General features: G+C 42.3%; 15 protein-coding genes, 2 tRNA genes and 3 rRNA genes. 12 read left to right on the top strand and 8 right to left on the bottom strand.

Features of this window, described 5'->3' with window-relative positions; all coding sequences use genetic code 11:
• Nucleotides 1-92: 92 nt before the first annotated feature.
• From argA to J690_RS16785, 7 genes are all read left to right on the top strand, one after another.
• The gene (gene argA, locus J690_RS16815; RefSeq protein ID WP_005071790.1) at nucleotides 93-1,448 is read left to right on the top strand and encodes an amino-acid N-acetyltransferase; all 1,356 of its coding nucleotides are present in this window, start codon (nucleotides 93-95) and stop codon (nucleotides 1,446-1,448) included.
• A gap of 335 nt (nucleotides 1,449-1,783) precedes the next feature.
• On the top strand, nucleotides 1,784-2,752 hold the full coding sequence (locus J690_RS16810) for a sulfonate ABC transporter substrate-binding protein (protein WP_032037062.1): 969 nt from the start codon (nucleotides 1,784-1,786) through the stop codon (nucleotides 2,750-2,752).
• Between the two features lie 72 nt (nucleotides 2,753-2,824).
• Nucleotides 2,825-3,808, top strand: a complete 984-nt coding sequence (locus J690_RS16805; protein ID WP_032037060.1) for a sulfonate ABC transporter substrate-binding protein — start codon at nucleotides 2,825-2,827, stop codon at nucleotides 3,806-3,808.
• Between the two features lie 26 nt (nucleotides 3,809-3,834).
• Nucleotides 3,835-5,010 (top strand): FMNH2-dependent alkanesulfonate monooxygenase, encoded by a 1,176-nt coding sequence (gene ssuD, locus J690_RS16800; RefSeq protein WP_014208027.1) that lies wholly within the window; start codon nucleotides 3,835-3,837, stop codon nucleotides 5,008-5,010.
• Nucleotides 5,007-5,804, top strand: coding sequence for an aliphatic sulfonate ABC transporter permease SsuC (ssuC, locus tag J690_RS16795; RefSeq protein WP_002120785.1), 798 nt, complete (start codon nucleotides 5,007-5,009; stop codon nucleotides 5,802-5,804). Before ssuD ends, ssuC begins: the two co-directional genes overlap by 4 nt.
• A gap of 13 nt (nucleotides 5,805-5,817) precedes the next feature.
• Nucleotides 5,818-6,618 (top strand): ABC transporter ATP-binding protein, encoded by an 801-nt coding sequence (locus tag J690_RS16790; RefSeq protein ID WP_032037058.1) that lies wholly within the window; start codon nucleotides 5,818-5,820, stop codon nucleotides 6,616-6,618.
• Between the two features lie 259 nt (nucleotides 6,619-6,877).
• A complete protein-coding gene (locus J690_RS16785) occupies nucleotides 6,878-7,498 on the top strand; it encodes a TetR/AcrR family transcriptional regulator (RefSeq protein ID WP_005071782.1) in 621 nt (206 codons plus the stop codon).
• A 35-nt stretch (nucleotides 7,499-7,533) separates the two neighbouring features.
• Here J690_RS16785 and J690_RS16780 read toward each other — a convergent pair whose 3' ends face one another.
• Both J690_RS16780 and J690_RS16775 read right to left on the bottom strand, forming a co-directional pair.
• Nucleotides 7,534-8,100 (bottom strand): 5'-methylthioadenosine/S-adenosylhomocysteine nucleosidase family protein, encoded by a 567-nt coding sequence (locus tag J690_RS16780; RefSeq protein ID WP_032015174.1) that lies wholly within the window; start codon nucleotides 8,098-8,100, stop codon nucleotides 7,534-7,536.
• Nucleotides 8,101-8,180: 80 nt separating this feature from the next.
• A complete protein-coding gene (locus tag J690_RS16775; RefSeq protein WP_032037056.1) occupies nucleotides 8,181-9,314 on the bottom strand; it encodes a TDT family transporter in 1,134 nt (377 codons plus the stop codon).
• A gap of 207 nt (nucleotides 9,315-9,521) precedes the next feature.
• On the opposite strand from J690_RS16775, the gene ribF reads away from it, so the two are divergent.
• The 5 genes from ribF (at nucleotide 9,522) to J690_RS16750 (ending at nucleotide 15,109) form a co-directional block, all read left to right on the top strand.
• The gene (gene ribF, locus J690_RS16770) at nucleotides 9,522-10,523 is read left to right on the top strand and encodes a bifunctional riboflavin kinase/FAD synthetase (RefSeq protein ID WP_032012561.1); all 1,002 of its coding nucleotides are present in this window, start codon (nucleotides 9,522-9,524) and stop codon (nucleotides 10,521-10,523) included.
• Between the two features lie 61 nt (nucleotides 10,524-10,584).
• Nucleotides 10,585-13,422 carry an isoleucine--tRNA ligase gene (gene ileS, locus J690_RS16765; RefSeq protein ID WP_014208022.1) on the top strand — a complete coding sequence of 946 codons (2,838 nt, stop codon included), beginning with the start codon at nucleotides 10,585-10,587 and terminating at the stop codon, nucleotides 13,420-13,422.
• Complete coding sequence (lspA, locus tag J690_RS16760) at nucleotides 13,415-13,945, top strand: signal peptidase II (RefSeq protein ID WP_005804840.1); 531 nt, start codon at nucleotides 13,415-13,417, stop codon at nucleotides 13,943-13,945. Before ileS ends, lspA begins: the two co-directional genes overlap by 8 nt.
• A 1-nt stretch (nucleotide 13,946) precedes the next feature.
• Nucleotides 13,947-14,429 carry an FKBP-type peptidyl-prolyl cis-trans isomerase gene (locus J690_RS16755; protein ID WP_016142606.1) on the top strand — a complete coding sequence of 161 codons (483 nt, stop codon included), beginning with the start codon at nucleotides 13,947-13,949 and terminating at the stop codon, nucleotides 14,427-14,429.
• 137 nt (nucleotides 14,430-14,566) lie between these two features.
• On the top strand, nucleotides 14,567-15,109 hold the full coding sequence (locus tag J690_RS16750; RefSeq protein WP_032037055.1) for an NADPH-dependent FMN reductase: 543 nt from the start codon (nucleotides 14,567-14,569) through the stop codon (nucleotides 15,107-15,109).
• Nucleotides 15,110-15,152: 43 nt separating this feature from the next.
• On the opposite strand, the gene J690_RS16745 is transcribed toward J690_RS16750, so the two are convergent.
• The 6 genes from J690_RS16745 to J690_RS16720 all read right to left on the bottom strand — a co-directional run bounded on the left by J690_RS16745 (nucleotide 15,153) and on the right by J690_RS16720 (nucleotide 20,962).
• Nucleotides 15,153-15,464, bottom strand: coding sequence for an ankyrin repeat domain-containing protein (locus J690_RS16745; protein WP_032037053.1), 312 nt, complete (start codon nucleotides 15,462-15,464; stop codon nucleotides 15,153-15,155).
• Between the two features lie 149 nt (nucleotides 15,465-15,613).
• Nucleotides 15,614-15,728 (bottom strand): 5S ribosomal RNA (rrf, locus tag J690_RS16740).
• A 186-nt stretch (nucleotides 15,729-15,914) separates the two neighbouring features.
• Nucleotides 15,915-18,805: ribosomal RNA gene (locus tag J690_RS16735) — 23S ribosomal RNA — on the bottom strand.
• A gap of 352 nt (nucleotides 18,806-19,157) precedes the next feature.
• Nucleotides 19,158-19,233 (bottom strand) — tRNA-Ala (locus J690_RS16730).
• A gap of 55 nt (nucleotides 19,234-19,288) precedes the next feature.
• Nucleotides 19,289-19,365, bottom strand: a tRNA-Ile gene (locus J690_RS16725).
• Between the two features lie 59 nt (nucleotides 19,366-19,424).
• Nucleotides 19,425-20,962: ribosomal RNA gene (locus tag J690_RS16720) — 16S ribosomal RNA — on the bottom strand.
• The 16S, 23S and 5S rRNA genes sit together here with 2 tRNA genes alongside, the layout of an rRNA operon.
• Between the last annotated feature and the right edge of the window lie 124 nt (nucleotides 20,963-21,086).

Genomic DNA, 21,086 nt, shown 5'->3' with positions numbered 1-21,086 from the left:
AATTTGGGTGTTTTTTTATCTAAAACATGCGGCTTTAATCTTTTTTGTTTAGAATCATCTTTATATCTTTTTGCTGTTGATTCGAGATCGGTATGTCAAGTAAGCCTGTAAGTAAGTCACATAATAACACCCAGCATTATGTACACTGGTTTCGACACTCAGCGCCCTACATTAATGCTCACCGCGATAAAACATTTGTGTTGATGTTTGGTGGTGAAGCAGTCCGTCATCCTAATTTTGAACATATCATTCACGACATTGCTTTATTGCATTCTCTTGGTATTCGCTTAATTCTCGTGTACGGCGCACGTCCGCAAATTAATCAAAATCTTAAAGAAAAAGGAATCGAAACTCCTTTTTATGACAACAGCCGTATTACCACACGCGAATCTTTAAGCTGTGTCATGAGTGCTGTAGGTTCTATCCGCCTAGAAATCGAAGCATTGCTTTCTATGGGCTTAGCAAACTCGCCAATGTACGGCGCTCGCATAGATGTGGTATCAGGTAATTTTGTGACTGCTAAACCTTATGGCATTCGTGATGGCATGGATTTCCAGCTTACAGGTGAAGTTCGTTCTATCGATACAGATGCGATTGATCGACACCTCGACAACCATAATATTGTATTGCTAGGGCCAACGGGTTACTCCACTACAGGTGAGGTTTTTAACTTAAGAGCTGAAGAAGTTGCAACTAAAACAGCAACTTACTTAAAAGCAGATAAACTCATTTTTCTAGGTGAGCAACAAGGATTGTTGAATGAAGATGAGCAAATATTACGTGAATTAAGCCCACATCAACTGGACTACTATATTCAACAATACCAAACCATTAGCCCAACACTCACTTTGCATTTGCAACAGGCAAAAAAAGCATCTTTATCAGGCGTACACCGCGTTCATCTTATTTCTTATGCCTATGATGGCGCCCTTCTCGAAGAGTTATTTACTCGAGATGGTATCGGTACCATGATTACCGATGCGCATTATGAAGAAGTTCGCATGGCCAACATTCAAGATGTGGGCGGTTTAATGAATTTATTACGTCCATTAGAAGAAGAAGGTATCTTAGTGTATCGTTCGCGTGAACGTTTAGAGCAAGAGATTAGCCAGTTCGCTGTCATTGAACGCGATGGTACGATTCTAGCGTGTGCTGCACTTTATCCAATTCCAACAGAATTTAATGAAACACGTTCAGCAGAAATTGCCTGCGTCGCAGTACACCCAAGTTATCGTAAATCGAACCGTGGTAGCCAGATTTTGCAATTCCTTGAAGAAAAGGCAAAAGAACAAGGTATTCGTCAATTATTTGTTTTAACCACCCGTACCGCTCACTGGTTCTTAGAACACGGTTTCCATCAAGTTACTGTTGATGACTTACCAAATGCTCGTCAAGCACTCTATAACTATCAGAGAAATTCTTTAGTCTTTAAGAAACTGCTTCCCTAGCCTTTACTATTTTTAAGATATTCTTATTTTAGATAAGCTTAGTTCAAAAAGTACAACCGTAAACACGATTAACTTATGGTTGTACTTTTTTTAAATCTAATTTTTTAAGGTTTTAATATTTTTTATTTTATTTACATCAACTTAATCAAAATTCTTTAAATATATTTCTAATAGATAAATCATTTTTTCGCATAAGTTTATAGCCTATTGTGTTTAGCTTTTTTTTGCATAAATAAAGACCGAATACTTATTTTTTCTGAAATAAAAATCCATTTAGGGTATCTGCTCATCCAATTATTTTTTTTCTTTTTCTCTTTCGGGGAGTACGAAATCTCATGGCACTTTTCAACACCACTTCATGGGCAAAATATTCAGTCATCGCGGCCAGCCTTGCAGGAGTGATGATGTTAAGTGGTTGTGCCAAAAAAGAGGAACAAGCCACCACAACCTTAAATATCGGCTATCAAAAATATGGGATTCTTCCTATTTTAAAGGCTCGTGGTGACTTAGAAAAAGCATTAAAAGAACAAGGCGTGCAAGTGAAATGGGTTGAGTTCCCTGCTGGCCCTCAATTGCTTGAAGGCTTAAACGTAGGAAGTGTTTCACTCGGTGAAGCAGGTGAAGCACCACCGATCTTTGCTCAGGCTGCCAATCCAAATTTAGTCTATGTCGCAAACCAACCTGCTGCGCCAAAAGCTGAAGCACTATTGGTACAAAAAGACTCTCCAATCCAATCTATTAAAGATTTAAAAGGCAAACGTGTTGCTCTTAACAAAGGCTCGAATGTTCATTACCTATTGTTAAAAGTTTTAGAAGCCAACAACTTAAGCTTAAGTGATATTCAACCAGTTTATTTACCGCCATCAGACGCTCGTGCTGCCTTTGAAAAAGGTGCTGTCGATGCATGGGTGATTTGGGACCCGTTCTTTGCAGCGGCTGAACATCAAATTCAGGCCCGAGTTTTAGCAACAGGCGAAAACTTGGTGAGTAATCATCAGTTCTATTTAGCTGACCGTAAATTTGCAGAAAATAATCCGAAAGTACTCAACACTGTTGTACAGACACTTAACCAGACCACTGAGTGGGTAAGTTCACATCAGGATGAAGCTGCCAAATTACTCGAAAAACCTACCGCACTTGAGTTTGATGTACTCAAAACTTCCATTTCACGTATGGATTTTGGAGTTCAGCCAATCTCTGACAAGGTGGTACAAGAACAACAACAAGTAGCTAATGCTTTTTATGCGCAAAAGCTCATTCCTAACAAGCTCACTATTCAAGACGCCATTTTAAAACTGAAATAAACCCAGCTTGGGCACAGCTTAAATAATCATATAAATGCTGTGCCTGACCTCAAGGGGAACAAGGATATCAATATGCAACATCAGTCATTATTTAGTAAGAATCAGTGGACACAATTAATTAAGCGCCTCAGTGTAGTCACTGTATTAGGTTTAACAATTGCCGCACCCGCTTGGGCGATTGACCCAACTGTCAAAGAACTTCGTATTGGTTTTCAAAAAAGCTCGATTAACTTTGCAATTGCCAAACAACAAAAATTATTTGAACAAGAATTTCCAAATGCCAAAGTTACTTGGAACGAGTTCCCTGCTGGTCCACAAATTTTAGAAGCTTTAGCTGTCGGTTCACTTGATGTAGGCGTTACTGGAGATACACCTCCTGTCTACGCACAAGCGGCTGGCAAGCCTTTGTATTACATTGCCTATGAAGCGGCTAAACCGCTAGCATCGGCAATTTTGGTTCCTAAAAACTCACAGCTCAAACAGCTGAAAGACCTTAAAGGTAAACGCATTGCACTACAAAAAGGTTCGAGTTCACATTACTTACTGGTACAAGCCGTACGTAAAGCAGGCCTAAACTGGAGCGATATTACTCCCATCTGGCTTACCCCTGCCGATGCTCGCGCAGCATTTCAAAAAGGTGCCGTTGATGCATGGGCCATTTGGGACCCTTACTTCGCTTCAGCACAACTAGAAGATCAAGCTCGTGTTCTTGCATCGGGTAAAGGCTTAAGCCCGAACTATACATTTTATTTAGCAGCTCCAAATTTTGTTAAACAACATCCTAAATCTGTTTCAGGGCTCATCAAACAAATCAATCAAGCTGACAAATGGATTCAAAGCCATCAAGCAGAAACGGCAACAGCCATTGGCCAAAGCACAGGACTGAAACCTGCGACCAGTGACTTATTTATTAAACGCCGTCCTCGTCCTTCATCAGCAGCTCCACTCAGCAGTAAAGTGATTGCTGAGCAGCAGCAACTCGCAGACATTTTTACTCAACAAGGCATCATCCCTAAACCAATCAGCATTAAACAAGCTGTTTGGGGCGCCAAGTAATTTCAATAGATATATAGGTAATGCACATGAAAATTTTCTGGTTTATTCCTACCCACGGTGATAGTCGCTATTTAGGTACAAGTAAAGGCGCTCGTCAGGTTGACCATGCCTATATGAAGCAAATTGCTGTGGCAGTAGATAATTTAGGTTACGAAGGTGTACTTATTCCAACAGGTCGTTCATGTGAAGATCCTTGGATTACGGCGGCTAGCCTAATTGATGCAACTCAACACCTTAAATTTTTAGTTGCATTACGACCAGGGGTAACCACACCAGCTTTGGCAGCACGTATGGCTGCAACGTTTGACCGTTTGTCGAATGGCCGTGTGTTACTCAACTTAGTGACTGGTGGTGATGAGGCTGAATTACGCGGTGATGGCTTATATGAAGATCACTCAACGCGTTATCAAACTGCCAATGAATACGTAAAAATCTGGCGTGAGATTTTGACACGCTCACATACAGGTGAAGCTTTTACATTCCACGGTGAACGTTTACAAGTGGATGATGCAAAACTACTTTACCCACCTGTTCAAAAGCCTTACCCACCACTTTGGTTCGGGGGCTCTTCAGACGTCGCTGTCGATTTGGCTGCTGAGCAAGTCGATACTTACCTTACGTGGGGTGAACCACCTGAAGCCGTAAAACAAAAGATCGAACATGTTCGTGCCAAAGCTGAGGCTAAAGGCCGTAAATTAACTTATGGTATTCGCTTGCATGTGATTGTTCGTGAAACCAACGAACAAGCTTGGGCAGCAGCGAACGAGCTTATCCAATATCTTGATGATGCGACTATTGCTGCCGCACAGAAAAAATTTGCACAAATGGACTCTGTAGGCCAACAACGTATGGCGGCTCTCCACGGCGGTAATCGAGACAAACTAGAAGTATCTCCAAACCTTTGGGCTGGTATTGGTTTAGTTCGTGGTGGTGCAGGTACAGCACTTGTAGGCGATCCTGAAACCGTTGCTGCCCGTATTCAGGAATATGCTGATTTAGGTATTGATACTTTCATTTTCTCAGGCTATCCACACCTTGAAGAATCAATTCGTTTTGCAGAGTTAGTATTCCCGTTATTACCAATTGAAACTCGCGCTAAACTTGCTCAGCCAAATTTAACCGGTCCATTCGGTGAAATTATTGCCAACAATTATGTTCCAGACGAGAAGAAGCTAAATAGTTCCGTCAAGGAGCCTGCATGAGCAAAGCTGAAAGTGTTGTTTCACGTGGAACAAAACAAATCGGGCAGCGTTTGCTGCCTTGGATTTTCCCTATTCTTCTATTGGTTGTTTGGCAAATTGCCTCAAGTTCGGGTCTTTTAGAAAGCCGTATTTTACCCGCACCTACTGCTGTAGTTTCCGCTTTTTGGCATCTACTGGTGAGTGGCGAACTCTGGCAGCACGTTAAAGTCAGTGCTGGTCGTGCACTGCTTGGCCTTCTGATAGGCGGCGGTTTAGGTTTGTTATTAGGTCTACTCAACGGGTCTTCGCGTTTCGCCTCTACCCTGCTCGACACAACCTTACAAATGATTCGTAACATCCCAGCCTTAGCACTTATCCCACTTGTCATCTTGTGGTTCGGGATTGATGAAACAGCGAAATTATTTTTAGTCGCCGTAGGTGTTTTCTTCCCTATCTATATCAACACCTATCACGGTATTCGGTCAGTTGACCCTCAATTGATTGAGATGGGTAAAAGCTACGGACTTTCACGTTGGCAGCTTTACAAAGAAATTATTTTGCCGGGTGCGATGCCTTCTATTTTAGTGGGTTTACGCTTTGCTTTAGGTTTGGTTTGGGTATTGCTTATTGTTGCTGAAACCATTTCAGCTCAAGCAGGTATTGGTTATATGACCATGAATGCACGTGAGTTTTTACAAACGGATGTAGTTCTGGTCGGTATTCTTCTGTACGCCTTACTAGGCAAACTGGCAGATGTTTTAGCACAGCTTTTGGAACGCTATTTACTACGTTGGCACTCTGGATATCAGAAATAAGGGAGCTTAGAACATGACAAATCTGAATTTAAATATTAATCAGAATGAAGTGCAGCTCATTCCGGAAGAACCAACAGAATCTCAAGAACCTGTATTAGGAGCAGAGATTCTGATTGAGCAACTTTATAAATTTTATGGTGAGGTAAAGGTCCTCGAAGATCTTGACCTACACATCCAGCCGGGTGAGTTTTTAGCAATTGTTGGCCGAAGTGGTTGTGGCAAAAGTACGTTACTCCGTTTAATTGCTCAACTTGAAAAAGCCAGCTTTGGGGAAATCAAATTTAAATCTGCCCGACATTTACGTGAAGGCATTACGAACGATGATATTCGAGTAATGTTCCAAGATCCTCGTTTACTTCCTTGGAGAAATATTCTTCAAAATGTTCAACTTGGGCTACCAAAATCACAACATGCTTTGGCAGAAGAATTATTAGAAAAAGTAGGTTTAAAAGAAAAAGCGGGACAATGGCCTTCCCAGCTCTCAGGTGGTCAACGTCAGCGTACAGCCCTAGCCCGTGCACTATCACATACTCCACGCATATTGTTGCTAGACGAACCTTTGGGTGCATTAGATGCTCTAACTCGGCTTGAGATGCAAAGCTTGATTGAGCGCTTGTGGAAGGAGCAAGGCTTTACTGCAATTTTGGTCACACACGATGTGAGTGAAGCAGTGCAATTAGCTGACCGTATTATCTTATTAGATAAGGGCAAGATTGCTCAAAGTTTCCAAGTTAATTTGCCACGCCCGCGTAAAAAGAGCATTACTTTTGCTCAACTTGAGCAACAAGTACTCGATGCGGTTTTGGCAACTTAAGGTTGCGATGAGTAATGAGAACTGTTCAACCGAAAAATGCCCAATTTACGAGCAATAAAACTGCTGTTTTATTGCTCTTTTTTAGGGCGAAATTTAAAAAATATTTTTAAGAATAACAATAAACTAGTGAATCTCTCTATTTTTTGCACAATAGTATATCTATTACACAAATAAGTAGCCGTTTTTTGATTAAAAAAGCAAGACACCTGTGCACAAATCAAACAATTTCCCTTACAATGGGAATATTATTTTTTTAATTATGCAGCAGATGGAACAAAAAAAGAGTACCCAAAAGCGCAATCAGCTTCTTGCTGCCGCCCTTGACGTATTTTCAGTCTATGGGTTTAGTGGCGCAAGTCTGGATGAAATTGCCCAACTCGCCGACATGCATAAGTCGAATATTTTCTATTACTATGAAAATAAAGAGTCTTTATATGTAGAAGTGCTCACAACCGTTTTACAAAAATGGTTGGCCCCCTTACAAACTTTAGAAGCTGAATTAGAACCAGCCGAAGCCTTATCTCACTATTTAATTCAAAAAATCGAACTGTCTCGTAGCCAACCGAAAGCATCTAGATTGTTTGCACTAGAAATTATTCAAGGCGCTCCACATATTTTGCCTATACTGAAAGGGCCTTTGAAAAAGCTATTTAAACGCAAAGCTAAAGTCATTCAGACTTGGCAAGAAGAAGGAAAGATTTCCCCAGATATCGACCCTGAGTTATTAATACTCAATATTTGGGGCCTTACGCAAAACTATGCAGATTTTGCAACTCAAATGGAAATGGTGACCGGTAAAACGCTTCGTAACCGCAGTATGTTCCAGCGTTCGATTGAGCATACGGTACATATGATGCTATACGGCGTATTGCCTCGTTAAAACAAAAAAAGATCGGCAAATTTGCCGATCTTTTTTTAGAAATGGTTTTGATAAAGAGCTAGGAGTTTCTGAGCGCCTAACAATAAATTTTCTTCCCAATCCAAATGTGCAGTGTCATCTGCCCCATCAGTAATATACTTCACAGAAATTAATCGTACACCTAACTTATGGCACACTTTAGCTAAAGCATAGCCTTCCATATCAACCACATCACAAGCTACTTTTGGCTGACCTGTTTCAAATGAATCACCTGTTCCACATACTGCTTTTGGCAAATCAGCAAAATGTGATTGAAGATGAATCTCTGCCGCCAAATGATCATCTAACGGCGTTACACCTACTTCAAAACCTAGGGGTGAAACATCCATATCCCGTTGTACAAAAGTTTTTACTTCGACTAAATCATGTCGATTAAACGCAGAGCTTCCAGCTGTACCTAGATTAATTAAAGTTTTACAGCCAGTTTTTTGAATAACCTCAAATGCTTTAAAGGCAGCATTAATCTTACCAATACCACTGTAATGGACTTCAACACCTGCCTGTTCAAACAAACCTTTAGATTCATTAGGAAGTGCCATAATTAAAGCAATATCAGTGTTCATTCAAAAAGCTCAAATCAAAATTAAATAAGTTAGAAAATAAGTATAAATCAGGTGCAAAAGCTTTTTGCACCTTTTCATCATTACTGCACTTTTTGTTGTAAAGCGATTAAGCATGGAGAAAAAAACAGTTGACCACTATATGCTCCTGCTAGCGTTTTCTTCATTACAACGCCCCACATCGTCAATAACAGAATACTCAATGCGACAGCAACGTATTGTAAGAATACAATTTCAACCTGATGTCCTAAATTAAATAGTGCGAGAATAAATACACCTAATGGAAAGGTTAAGCCCCACCAGCCCAAGTTAAATGGAATACCTGTCTTTGCGTGACGAAGCGTTGTTAAAATCGCAAGACCAAGCCACCATAACCCAAAACCTAAAAGCACGAGACTACCTACAACTCCTAAAGCTTGAAAGACATTCGCAAATTGGTGAAATCCTACGTTTGGCGCCACTCTTTGTGCCTGCTGCCCTAATAACAATAAACCTAATGCACCTGTACCAATCGGGCCTAAAGAGAGCCAGCTAGAAATAGCGACTTCTTTTTCAGGTAGCTGATGCAAAGCCATACGCAGCATTAAAATTGTCAGAATAGCGAATGCTGGTAAAACAGAGATTCCCCAAAGTACATAGCCAGCCATTAATAAATGAAAGCTATGCATATCTGCTGGTAAATGTGCAACCAACATGCCGGCAGAACTTGCTGCTACTTCACAGGCAACCACAGGTAAAAGCCAGATTGCAGTCATCGTATGTAGCTGATGGTTCTGACGACTAAACATACAAAATGGCACGATCCACGCAATGGCCAATGCTAAAAAGACATCGATGTACCATAAAGCTTGAGCAATATGGATAGCCACTTCACCGTAAAGCCCGACACCGAAGCTTAAAAAACCATTTAATATCGTTGCGAGCCCCATCGGGATAGCCCCTAAAAACAAGCTCATATTTGGATGATTAAATATTTGCTTCGCTTCATGAGGGAAAAGAAACCACCGCAATAAATAAAGAACTGAAAAAACACTGAACAAAATAATATTAAATTGCCATAACAAAGTTGCTAGTGTGAATAAAAATGATTGAGCAAATGGTAGCTGGATTAAAATCATACTCCCCACGCCAGTACCCATAGTCGCTGTAAACCAATTTGGGGTAAAATGTCGTATAACATCTTTGCTTTGATTTAATTGATAAAAGGGTTTTTTCATCTTAGTTCTCTAATCAAAGAGTGGATAAAGACATAGTAGAGCAAACCAATAATAAGAAAAATTGATTTATTTTTATTTAATTCATCAGTATTTTAAATATATAGATATTCATTTTGAAAAATAACTGAGTAAAAACACAACAACAAGACGAATCTGTGAGATTATGGCAATATATAGCCCTTGCAAAAATAGCCATATTTTAAGTTCATGAAACTGCTTCGTCTCAATGCGTTATCGCCCAATTTTCAGTTACCTCAAACAGCGGTGACTATTGGTAATTTTGATGGTGTCCATTTAGGCCACCAAGCGATGATTGCTCAACTCAAAAAAATTGCTGCAGCACAAGGCTTAAAAACTTTGGTCATGATTTTTGAGCCACAACCTCTTGAGTTCTTTAAAGGTTATGATGCACCTCCTCGTATTAATTCACTACGGGAAAAAGTTGAATACCTAGCTGAGCTTGGCGTTGACTATATTGCGGTTGCTAAATTTGATGAACATTTTCGTAGCATGAGCGCATCTGCCTTCGCAGATTTATTAAAAAATAAATTAAATGCCCAATCATTAGTTTTAGGGGATGACTTTCATTTCGGTAAAGACCGCCAAGGCAACAGTGAATTTTTAAAAGATTATGGCTTCCAAGTCACAAATTTACATACCATTGAACTTGAAGGTGAACGCGTAAGTTCAACCCGTATTCGCCAAGTACTTCAAGTGGGTAATCTCGCTTTAGCAGCTAAATTATTAGGCCGTCCGTACAGTATTACTGGACGTGTCCAATATGGCGACCAAATTGGACGAACTCTTGATTTTCCAACCATTAATGTTCGTCTCAACCGCCACAAACCTTGTTTAAACGGTATTTATGGCGTTGAAGTCATTTGCGAAACAACTTCACTCACTGAAAAAGTACGCCAAGAAACACCAGAGAAACCGGGAATTGCCGGATATCATGAAAATAGCCTCTATGGCGCAGGTCATGTCGGTACACGTCCCGCCATTCAGCAAGAACATCCAGAATGGAGATTAGAAGTACATTTCCCTGATGTTTCTGCTAATCTGTATGGCTTATTTATGCGGGTGACTTTTCTTCACTATCTTCATGGTGAATTGAACTACCCTTCGCTTGAGGCACTTAAGGCAGGAATTGATAATGACGTGCAACAGTTACGACAATATCGTAACGACACGACACAATTTCCTTTTTAATTCGAATTTTGATTGTAAAACATGTCAGCTCCCAAGCTGATTAAACTGGAAGAAAACTTGCATGAGCGATAAGCAAACTCCTGAGAATGCAGTGGACTACAAAGCCACGCTAAACCTGCCGGATACTCAATTTGCAATGAAAGCAAATTTGGCAGTACGTGAAGTGAAATGGTTAGAAGAGTGGTATACCGACAACATTTATCAGCAGATTCGTGCATCGCGTATTGGCAAGAAAAAATATATTTTGCATGATGGCCCTCCATATGCGAACGGTACAATTCACTTGGGTCACGCGGTCAATAAAGTACTCAAAGACGTTATTGTAAAAAGCCGTACGCTTTCAGGTTTTGATGCACCATATGTTCCAGGTTGGGACTGTCACGGTTTGCCAATCGAACTAAAAGTCGAAGAAAAAGTGGGTAAAGTGGGCGAAAAAGTTGACGCAGCAACTTTCCGTAAACTTTGCCGTGAATATGCGCTAAAACAAATTGATTTACAGCGTACTGACTTTAAACGTCTTGGTATTTTAGGTGATTGGGATAATCCTTATCTCACCATGAATTACAAACAAGAAGCCGATATCGTTCGTGCTCTAGGTCTCATCCAGAAAAATGGCCATATCCAGCCAGGCTTAAAGCCAGTGAACTGGTGTATGGACTGTGGTTCAGCTCTTGCTGAAGCAGAAGTCGAATACGAAGATAAAAAATCTGACGCAATTGATGTTGGTTTTGGCGTTGTCGATCTAAAAGATTTAAGTGCCCGCTTAAACGTAGAAGTTCAAGATCCAACAGATATTGTGATCTGGACCACTACACCTTGGACATTACCAGCTAACCAAGCCGTTGCGTTGCATGCCGAAATTGAATATCAATTGGTACAAGTGACAACTGAGCGCGGTAAGCAAAACTTTATTCTTGCTAAAGACCTAGTTGCTTCAGCGATTGAACGTTACAAGCTTGAAAATCCAGTCGTTTTGGCTGATTTTACAGGTTCGGCTCTTGAAAACCTTACCTTACAACACCCTCTACTTACTGATCGTCAAGTTCCGGTTATTTTAGGTGAACACGTTATCGCAACAAGCGGTACAGGTGCCGTACATACAGCACCTGGCCATGGTGCAGACGACTATAAAGTAGGTCTTCAATACAACCTTAAAGTAGATAACCCAGTGGGTGGTAATGGTGTTTATCTCCCAACTGCTCCAATCTATGCTGGTGAACACATCTATAAAGCCAATCCAAAGATTATCGAAGCTTTGGGCGCTGTAGGCCGTTTATGGGCTCATCAACCAATTAAACACAGCTACCCACACTGCTGGCGCCATAAGACTCCAATTATTTTCCGTGCTACACCACAATGGTTCATTAGCATGGATCAAAAAGGGTTACGTGAAGGTGCGCTTAATGCTATTGAAAATGATATCGAGTTTGTACCGAACTGGGGTAAAAACCGTATTGAATCAATGATCGAAGGTCGTCCGGACTGGTGTATTTCACGTCAACGTACTTGGGGTGTTCCAATTCCATTCTTCGTTCATAAAGACACGAACGAATTACACCCACGTACACCTGAACTCATCGAAGAAGTTGCTCAACTGATCGAAGAAGAAGGTATCGAAGCATGGTTCAAACGTGAAGCAAAAGACTTCATCGGTGAAGATGCTGAACAATATAACGCTGTTCGCGATACACTCGATGTATGGTTCGACTCTGGTACAACGCATTACGCTGTACTTGAGCAACGTGATGAATTAGAAAGCCCTGCCGATTTATATTTAGAAGGATCAGACCAACACCGTGGTTGGTTCCAATCTTCTTTATTAACGTCTATGGCAATTCACAATCGTGCACCATATAAGGCCTTGTTAACACATGGTTTTACAGTGGATGAAAATGGTCGTAAGTTATCAAAATCTTTAGGTAACTATATCCCACTTGAAGAAATCATCAAACAGCTTGGTGCCGATGGTTTACGTCTATATGTAGCTTCTAGTGACTACCGTTATGAAATCGCAGCATCGAAAGAAATCTTTAGCCGTGTAAGTGACAGCTATCGTCGTATTCGTAATACTCTACGCTTCTTACTTGCCAATCTAAATGGTTTCAAACCAAGTACTGATGCTTTGGACGTAGATGACCTTATTGCTCTAGATCAATACATCTTACAGCGTGCAAATGAAGTACAACAAACTATTATCACTGCCTATGAAGAAATGAACTTCCATGTGGTGTGTAGTGCGTTAACGAGCTTCTGTATTAATGACTTAGGTGGTTTCTACCTAGACATTATTAAAGATCGCCAATACACCACTAAAGCGGATTCTCAGGCACGTCGTTCTGCTCAAACAGCGCTTTATCATATTGTCCAAGCATTTATTCGTTGGATGAGCCCAATCCTAAGCTTTACCGCTCAAGAAGCTTGGCCATTGATTCCAGAACAAACTGAAAAGTATGTATTTACATCAGAATGGTATGACTTGCCTGTTTCATCAAAAGCAAACTTGCTTTCTGAAGAAGATTGGCAAACATTGATTAGCGTAAAATCTGCAGTAAATAAACAGATTGAAGCAGCGCGTAACGCTAAACTTGTCGGCAGTAATCTTTCAGCCAAAGTTGAACTTTGGGCAAGTGAATCATTACAAACAGTTTTAAACCAACTGGCTGATGAACTCCGTTTTGTTCTTATTACTTCGCAAGTAGTAGTACATCCATTTGCTGAGCAAGGTGAAGCAACTGAAATGGAAGGCTTACGTGTCCAAATATCTGCAGCTGAAGGTGAAAAATGTGCACGTTGCTGGCACGTTCTTCCAGATGTAAATACACATGCCGATCATCCTGGTTTATGTGGTCGTTGTATTGTGAACGTCACTGGTCGTGGCGAAGTGAGAAAATATGCCTAATTCACAAGCTAAAAAAGGCTTATTCCAGTTTTATCCACATAATCTGATTTGGCTTGGACTTTCTGTCCTTGCCATTGTATTGGATCAATGGACAAAATGGATTGCAAGTACACATCTCAACTATGCAGATCCTGTACCAGTACTTCCATTTTTAAACTGGACACTGTTACATAACTATGGCGCAGCTTTTAGCTTTTTATCTGATGCAGGAGGATGGCAGCGCTATTTCTTCACATCTTTAGCGGGCTTAGTTTCAGTACTTTTTGTATTTTGGTTAATGCGTATGCCTAAAAAAATGGTGGTACTACCTGTAGCCATCGCTTTAATTTTAGGTGGAGCTTTAGGCAATTTAATTGACCGTATTACCCTAGGTTATGTGGTCGATTTCATTCACGTTTACTACCAAAATCATCACTTTCCAGCTTTTAATATTGCGGACAGTGCCATCACTCTAGGTACAATTTTGCTACTCATTGATACATTCTTCCTTGAAAAGCAACGTAACCAAAATTCGGATGCATAATATGACCGAAATTATTCAACCTAACGAAGAAATTCGTATTCAAGAAGGCTCTAAAGTCGACCTACACTTTTCTGTATCTATCGAAAATGGCGTAGAAATTGACAATACACGTAGCCGTGAAGAGCCAGTTAGTCTGACTATTGGTGACGGAAACCTTTTACCAGGTTTCGAAAAAGCATTATTCGGTTTACGTGCAGGTGACCGCCGTACAGTACACCTTCCACCAGAAGATGCTTTTGGTCCGTGGAATCCAGAAAATGTTCAAACTTTCGATACAGTTAAGTTTGAGCAACGCCCTATTCCTGGTCACATGATCGAATTTGAAGATAAGGCAAAAACCACCTTATTCGGTGTAGTAAAATCAGTTAATGATGACATTACAGAAATTGATTTTAATCATCCGTTAGCTGGGAAAAACATTACCTTTGAAGTAGAAATATTCAAGGTTACTCCTGAAGGCCAACAAGGCATTAAGCTAATGTAAATAAAAAAGCCCTCTAAATGAGGGCTTTTTTATGATTCAATTTTTATTAGAGACATAAGAATCCTTACAAATTCTATATTCTCTCCTACCTATATAATGAATTAAGTTATAAAGATAAAAATTCTTAGGAAAAATACATGCTGGTCTATATTATCGTAGGAAGTGTTCGTGAAGGACGTACAGCAATTAAAGTTGCCAACTGGCTAGAATCCACAATTCCATCATTTAATCTAGAAGATTTTCAGACAGAAGTAATTGATTTAAAAGAATGGAATTTACCGTTATTTTCAGGTTCTCACCCACCTGCTACCGGGATTTATGATCAACCTAAACAACAAGAATGGGCAGACAAAATTGCTCAAGCAGATGCATTTATCTTTATTAGCCCAGAATACAACCATGGTTACAGTCCAGCTTTAAAAAATGCACTTGATTATGTCGGTAAGGAATGGGGTGGTAAACCTGCTGCATTTATTGGCTATGGTTCAACAAATGGCTCTCGTTCTATTAGTCAAATACGTCAAGTCACCTCAAGTTTAAGTATTATTGACCCGAATGCTGTAATAGAGATAAGAGATATATTTAAACGTAATAAAGATGAAAAATTCGAAGCTAATGAGTTTGAAGTAAAAGGTCTTCAATCCATTCTTGAGAAACTACAGAAATATCATTTGTCTTAATTGAACAAAAGGCCTCTTTTCTAAACAAAAGAGGCCTTTAATTTTATAAACTCTTTAAATACTCCACTACATTAGTATTACCAGCCATTTCTGCAAGCTCTAATGCTGTGTATTCACTTTTGTAAGCGACATGCGCACCTTTTTCAATTAAGAGTTGAACTATCTCTAAATGATCATTTTCAGCAGCTGCTTGTAGAGCACTATATCCCTCATCATCTATCTGATTAGGATCTTCTCCCTCTATTAGTAGTTCTTTTACTTGATCGATATCACCTAGAGATGCCCAATAAATCAATGCAGGTAAAGATAGCTCTTCATCATCTTCAGGTATTGGAGAGAAAGAATTGATTTTCATGGACGCACCCAAAAATAATAGAGTTCATCATTATATTCATAGAATACAGCAAGAATACAAATCTAATTTTGGACCTATCTTTTATTAAAGATTAAATTCCGCAATAAAAAACACCCCCATTCATTAGAATGGGGGGGTTTAGAATAATGAGCTGGCGATGACTTACTCTCACATGGGTAACCCCACACTACCATCAGCGCTAAGAGGTTTCACTTCTGAGTTCGGGAAGGGATCAGGTGGTTCACTCTTGCTATGGTCGCCAGCACAACTGGTATGGATACTTGCTTCGTTTTATTCACTGTGTGATACGTTGCGTTTTCCAAATCTTTACAGATGGGCTGATTGGTCTGATTTTTCGTTGTTCATTTTAGCTAAGTGTTTAACTAAATCAAGTTGCTTTGCATGTTTATGAATCGATTGATGCTTCATATACAACTGCTTGGGTGTTGTATAGTCAAGCCTCACGAGCAATTAGTATTGGTCAGCTTCACATATCACTATGCTTCCACATCCAACCTATCAACGTCCTAGTCTCGAACGGCTCTTTAGAGGAATAAATTCCTAGGGAAATCTTATCTTGAGGTAGGCTTCCCGCTTAGATGCTTTCAGCGGTTATCCCTTCCGAACATAGCTACCCGGCGATGCGACTGGCGTCACAACCGGTACACCAGAGGTTCGTCCACTCTGGTCCTCTCGTACTAGGAGCAGATCCTCTCAAATTTCCAGCGCCCACGGTAGATAGGGACCGAACTGTCTCACGACGTTCTAAACCCAGCTCGCGTACCTCTTTAAATGGCGAACAGCCATACCCTTGGGACCTGCTTCAGCCCCAGGATGAGATGAGCCGACATCGAGGTGCCAAACACCGCCGTCGATATGAACTCTTGGGCGGTATCAGCCTGTTATCCCCAGAGTACCTTTTATCCGTTGAGCGATGGCCCTTCCATACAGAACCACCGGATCACTAAGACCTACTTTCGTACCTGCTCGACTTGTGGGTCTCGCAGTTAAGCGCGCTTTTGCCTTTATACTCTACGCGTGATTTCCGACCACGCTGAGCGCACCTTCGTACTCCTCCGTTACTCTTTAGGAGGAGACCGCCCCAGTCAAACTACCCACCAGACACGGTCCTCGTCCCGGATAACGGGACAGAGTTAGAACCTCAACATTACCAGGGTGGTATTTCAAGGACGGCTCCATTGGAACTAGCGTTCCAACTTCAAAGCCTCCCACCTATCCTACACAAGTAAGGTCAAAGTTCAGTGTCAAGCTGCAGTAAAGGTTCACGGGGTCTTTCCGTCTAGCCGCGGGTACACTGCATCTTCACAGCGATTTCGATTTCACTGAGCCTCTGCTGGAGACAGCGCCGCCATCATTATGCCATTCGTGCAGGTCGGAACTTACCCGACAAGGAATTTCGCTACCTTAGGACCGTTATAGTTACGGCCGCCGTTTACTGGGGCTTCGATCAAGAGCTTCGCTTACGCTAACCCCATCAATTAACCTTCCAGCACCGGGCAGGCATCACACCCTATACGTCCACTTTCGTGTTTGCAGAGTGCTATGTTTTTAATAAACAGTTGCAGCGGCCTGGTTTCTGCGGCTGTCGTCAGCTCAGGAAGCAAGTTCCATCACCAACAACAGCGTACCTTCTCCCGAAGTTACGGTACCATTTTGCCTAGTTCCTTCAGCAGAGTTCTCTCAAGCGCCTTGGTCTACTCGACCTGACCACCTGTGTCGGTTTCGGGTACGATTCCTGTGTAACTGAAGCTTAGAGACTTTTCCTGGAAGCATGGTATCAGCCACTTCACTGTACAAGTACAGCTTGCTATCGGATCTCAGTATAGAGTACCCCGGATTTGCCTAAGATACATACCTACATCCTTCCACCTGGACAACCAACGCCAGGCTGACTTAACCTTCTCCGTCCTCTCATCGCATTACACAGAAGTATTGGAATATTAACCAATTTCCCATCGACTACGCCTTTCGGCCTCGCCTTAGGGGTCGACTCACCCAGCCCCGATTAACGTTGGACTGGAACCCTTGGTCTTTCGGCGAACGGGTTTTTCACCCGTTTTGTCGTTACTCACGTCAGCATTCGCACTTCTGATACCTCCAGCATACTTCTCAATACACCTTCATCGGCTTACAGAACGCTCCCCTACCACTTGACTAATGTCAAATCCGCAGCTTCGGCACATAGTTTTAGCCCCGTTACATCTTCCGCGCAGGCCGACTCGACTAGTGAGCTATTACGCTTTCTTTAAAGGGTGGCTGCTTCTAAGCCAACCTCCTAGCTGTCTATGCCTTCCCACATCGTTTCCCACTTAACTATGATTTTGGGGCCTTAGCTGGCGGTCTGGATTGTTTTCCTCTTGACTACGGACGTTAGCACCCGCAGTCTGTCTCCCGGATAGTACTCATAGGTATTCGGAGTTTGCATCGGTTTGGTAAGTCGGGATGACCCCCTAGCCGAAACAGTGCTCTACCCCCTATGGTATTCGTCCGAGGCGCTACCTAAATAGCTTTCGGGGAGAACCAGCTATCACCAGGCTTGATTAGCCTTTCACCCCTATCCACAAGTCATCCCCTGGCTTTTCAACGACAGTGGGTTCGGTCCTCCAGTTAGTGTTACCCAACCTTCAACCTGCTCATGGATAGATCGCCTGGTTTCGGGTCTATACCCAGCAACTAAACGCCCTATTAAGACTCGATTTCTCTACGGCTCCCCTATACGGTTAACCTCGCTACTGAATATAAGTCGCTGACCCATTATACAAAAGGTACGCAGTCACACCACGAAGGTGCTCCCACTGCTTGTATGCATGCGGTTTCAGGATCTATTTCACTCCCCTCACAGGGGTTCTTTTCGCCTTTCCCTCACGGTACTGGTTCACTATCGGTCAGTCAGGAGTATTTAGCCTTGGAGGATGGTCCCCCCATATTCAGACAAGGTTTCACGTGCCTCGCCCTACTCGTCATCATTATGTGTGCCCTTTCGTGTACGGGAATATCACCCTCTACGTTCGCACTTCCCAGAGCGTTCCACTAAAACACACATAACTTAATGGGCTGATCCCCGTTCGCTCGCCGCTACTGAGGGAATCTCAATTGATTTCTTTTCCTAAGGGTACTGAGATGTTTCACTTCCCCTCGTTCGCCTTGCAACACTATGTATTCATGTTGCAATACCTACCTTAAAGTAGGTGGGTTCCCCCATTCAGAAATCTCCGGATCAAAGGATATTTGCCGCCTCCCCGGAGCTTTTCGCAGGCTATCACGTCTTTCATCGCCTCTGACTGCCAAGGCATCCACCACATGCACTTAATTACTTGACTATACAACCCCAAACAGTCGTCAACACCTACAAGTGAGTGTTGTCCGTGCGATTCTTCATCGCTACTATCTGTTGTCTGTGTACTTAAACACTGTACAGCTTCAATCTAAATTCATATACCAAAACGCTTGATTCAGTTAATTTGCTAGTTCTCAATTCATCTAGATTAATTGCTTAACCTAAACTCTTGAGTGAACAATTTATTTCAGACTCAATTTTGCCAATCTGTTAATGAATAAACATGCCTTCGTCAGGTCATGCTTAATACCGTGATACTTAAATCACAGAAGTTAATAAACCAAGACCGAAATCTCTATTTACTAATTTCTGTAATCCGAACTTCTCTTAAGTTCTGGTGGAGACTAGGAGAGTCGAACTCCTGACCTCCTGCGTGCAAAGCAGGCGCTCTACCAACTAAGCTAAGTCCCCAGCTTACATCATCAGTCATGTATCTTTTATCTATAACTTCAACCAGTCAAAGTCATGGTGGGTCTGACAAGACTTGAACTTGTGACCCCACGCTTATCAAGCGTGTGCTCTAACCAACTGAGCTACAGACCCTCAGATACATCTATGAAGAACAACTTGTTGTGGATTCTTACCAATCGTCAATCTTTCGTTAAGGAGGTGATCCAGCCGCAGGTTCCCCTACGGCTACCTTGTTACGACTTCACCCCAGTCATCGGCCACACCGTGGTAACCGCCCTCTTTGCAGTTAGGCTAGCTACTTCTGGTGCAACAAACTCCCATGGTGTGACGGGCGGTGTGTACAAGGCCCGGGAACGTATTCACCGCGGCATTCTGATCCGCGATTACTAGCGATTCCGACTTCATGGAGTCGAGTTGCAGACTCCAATCCGGACTACGATCGGCTTTTTGAGATTAGCATCCTATCGCTAGGTAGCAACCCTTTGTACCGACCATTGTAGCACGTGTGTAGCCCTGGCCGTAAGGGCCATGATGACTTGACGTCGTCCCCGCCTTCCTCCAGTTTGTCACTGGCAGTATCCTTAAAGTTCCCGACATTACTCGCTGGCAAATAAGGAAAAGGGTTGCGCTCGTTGCGGGACTTAACCCAACATCTCACGACACGAGCTGACGACAGCCATGCAGCACCTGTATGTAAGTTCCCGAAGGCACCAATCCATCTCTGGAAAGTTCTTACTATGTCAAGGCCAGGTAAGGTTCTTCGCGTTGCATCGAATTAAACCACATGCTCCACCGCTTGTGCGGGCCCCCGTCAATTCATTTGAGTTTTAGTCTTGCGACCGTACTCCCCAGGCGGTCTACTTATCGCGTTAGCTGCGCCACTAAAGCCTCAAAGGCCCCAACGGCTAGTAGACATCGTTTACGGCATGGACTACCAGGGTATCTAATCCTGTTTGCTCCCCATGCTTTCGCACCTCAGCGTCAGTGTTAGGCCAGATGGCTGCCTTCGCCATCGGTATTCCTCCAGATCTCTACGCATTTCACCGCTACACCTGGAATTCTACCATCCTCTCCCACACTCTAGCTAACCAGTATCGAATGCAATTCCCAAGTTAAGCTCGGGGATTTCACATTTGACTTAATTAGCCGCCTACGCGCGCTTTACGCCCAGTAAATCCGATTAACGCTTGCACCCTCTGTATTACCGCGGCTGCTGGCACAGAGTTAGCCGGTGCTTATTCTGCGAGTAACGTCCACTATCTCTAGGTATTAACTAAAGTAGCCTCCTCCTCGCTTAAAGTGCTTTACAACCATAAGGCCTTCTTCACACACGCGGCATGGCTGGATCAGGCTTGCGCCCATTGTCCAATATTCCCCACTGCTGCCTCCCGTAGGAGTCTGGGCCGTGTCTCAGTCCCAGTGTGGCGGATCATCCTCTCAGACCCGCTACAGATCGTCGCCTTGGTAGGCCTTTACCCCACCAACTAGCTAATCCGACTTAGGCTCATCTATTAGCGCAAGGTCCGAAGATCCCCTGCTTTCTCCCGTAGGACGTATGCGGTATTAGCATTCCTTTCGAAATGTTGTCCCCCACTAATAGGCAGATTCCTAAGCATTACTCACCCGTCCGCCGCTAAGATCAGTAGCAAGCTACCTCTCTCCGCTCGACTTGCATGTGTTAAGCCTGCCGCCAGCGTTCAATCTGAGCCATGATCAAACTCTTCAGTTAAAATCATTTTGCACCTTATTAAAGACAAGGTGCCAATTCTGGCTCATCAATTACTGACTTAAATTTCGCTCAAATAAACTTCGAGTAATTTAAACCAATCAATCAATGAAAATTATTTCGATTA

The sequence above is a fragment of the Acinetobacter sp. 742879 genome (genome assembly GCF_000588535.1).
Classification (GTDB): domain Bacteria; phylum Pseudomonadota; class Gammaproteobacteria; order Pseudomonadales; family Moraxellaceae; genus Acinetobacter; species Acinetobacter pittii.
The sequence above is the reverse complement of the archived record's forward strand: the minus strand, read 5'-3'. Positions and strand labels throughout refer to the sequence as shown.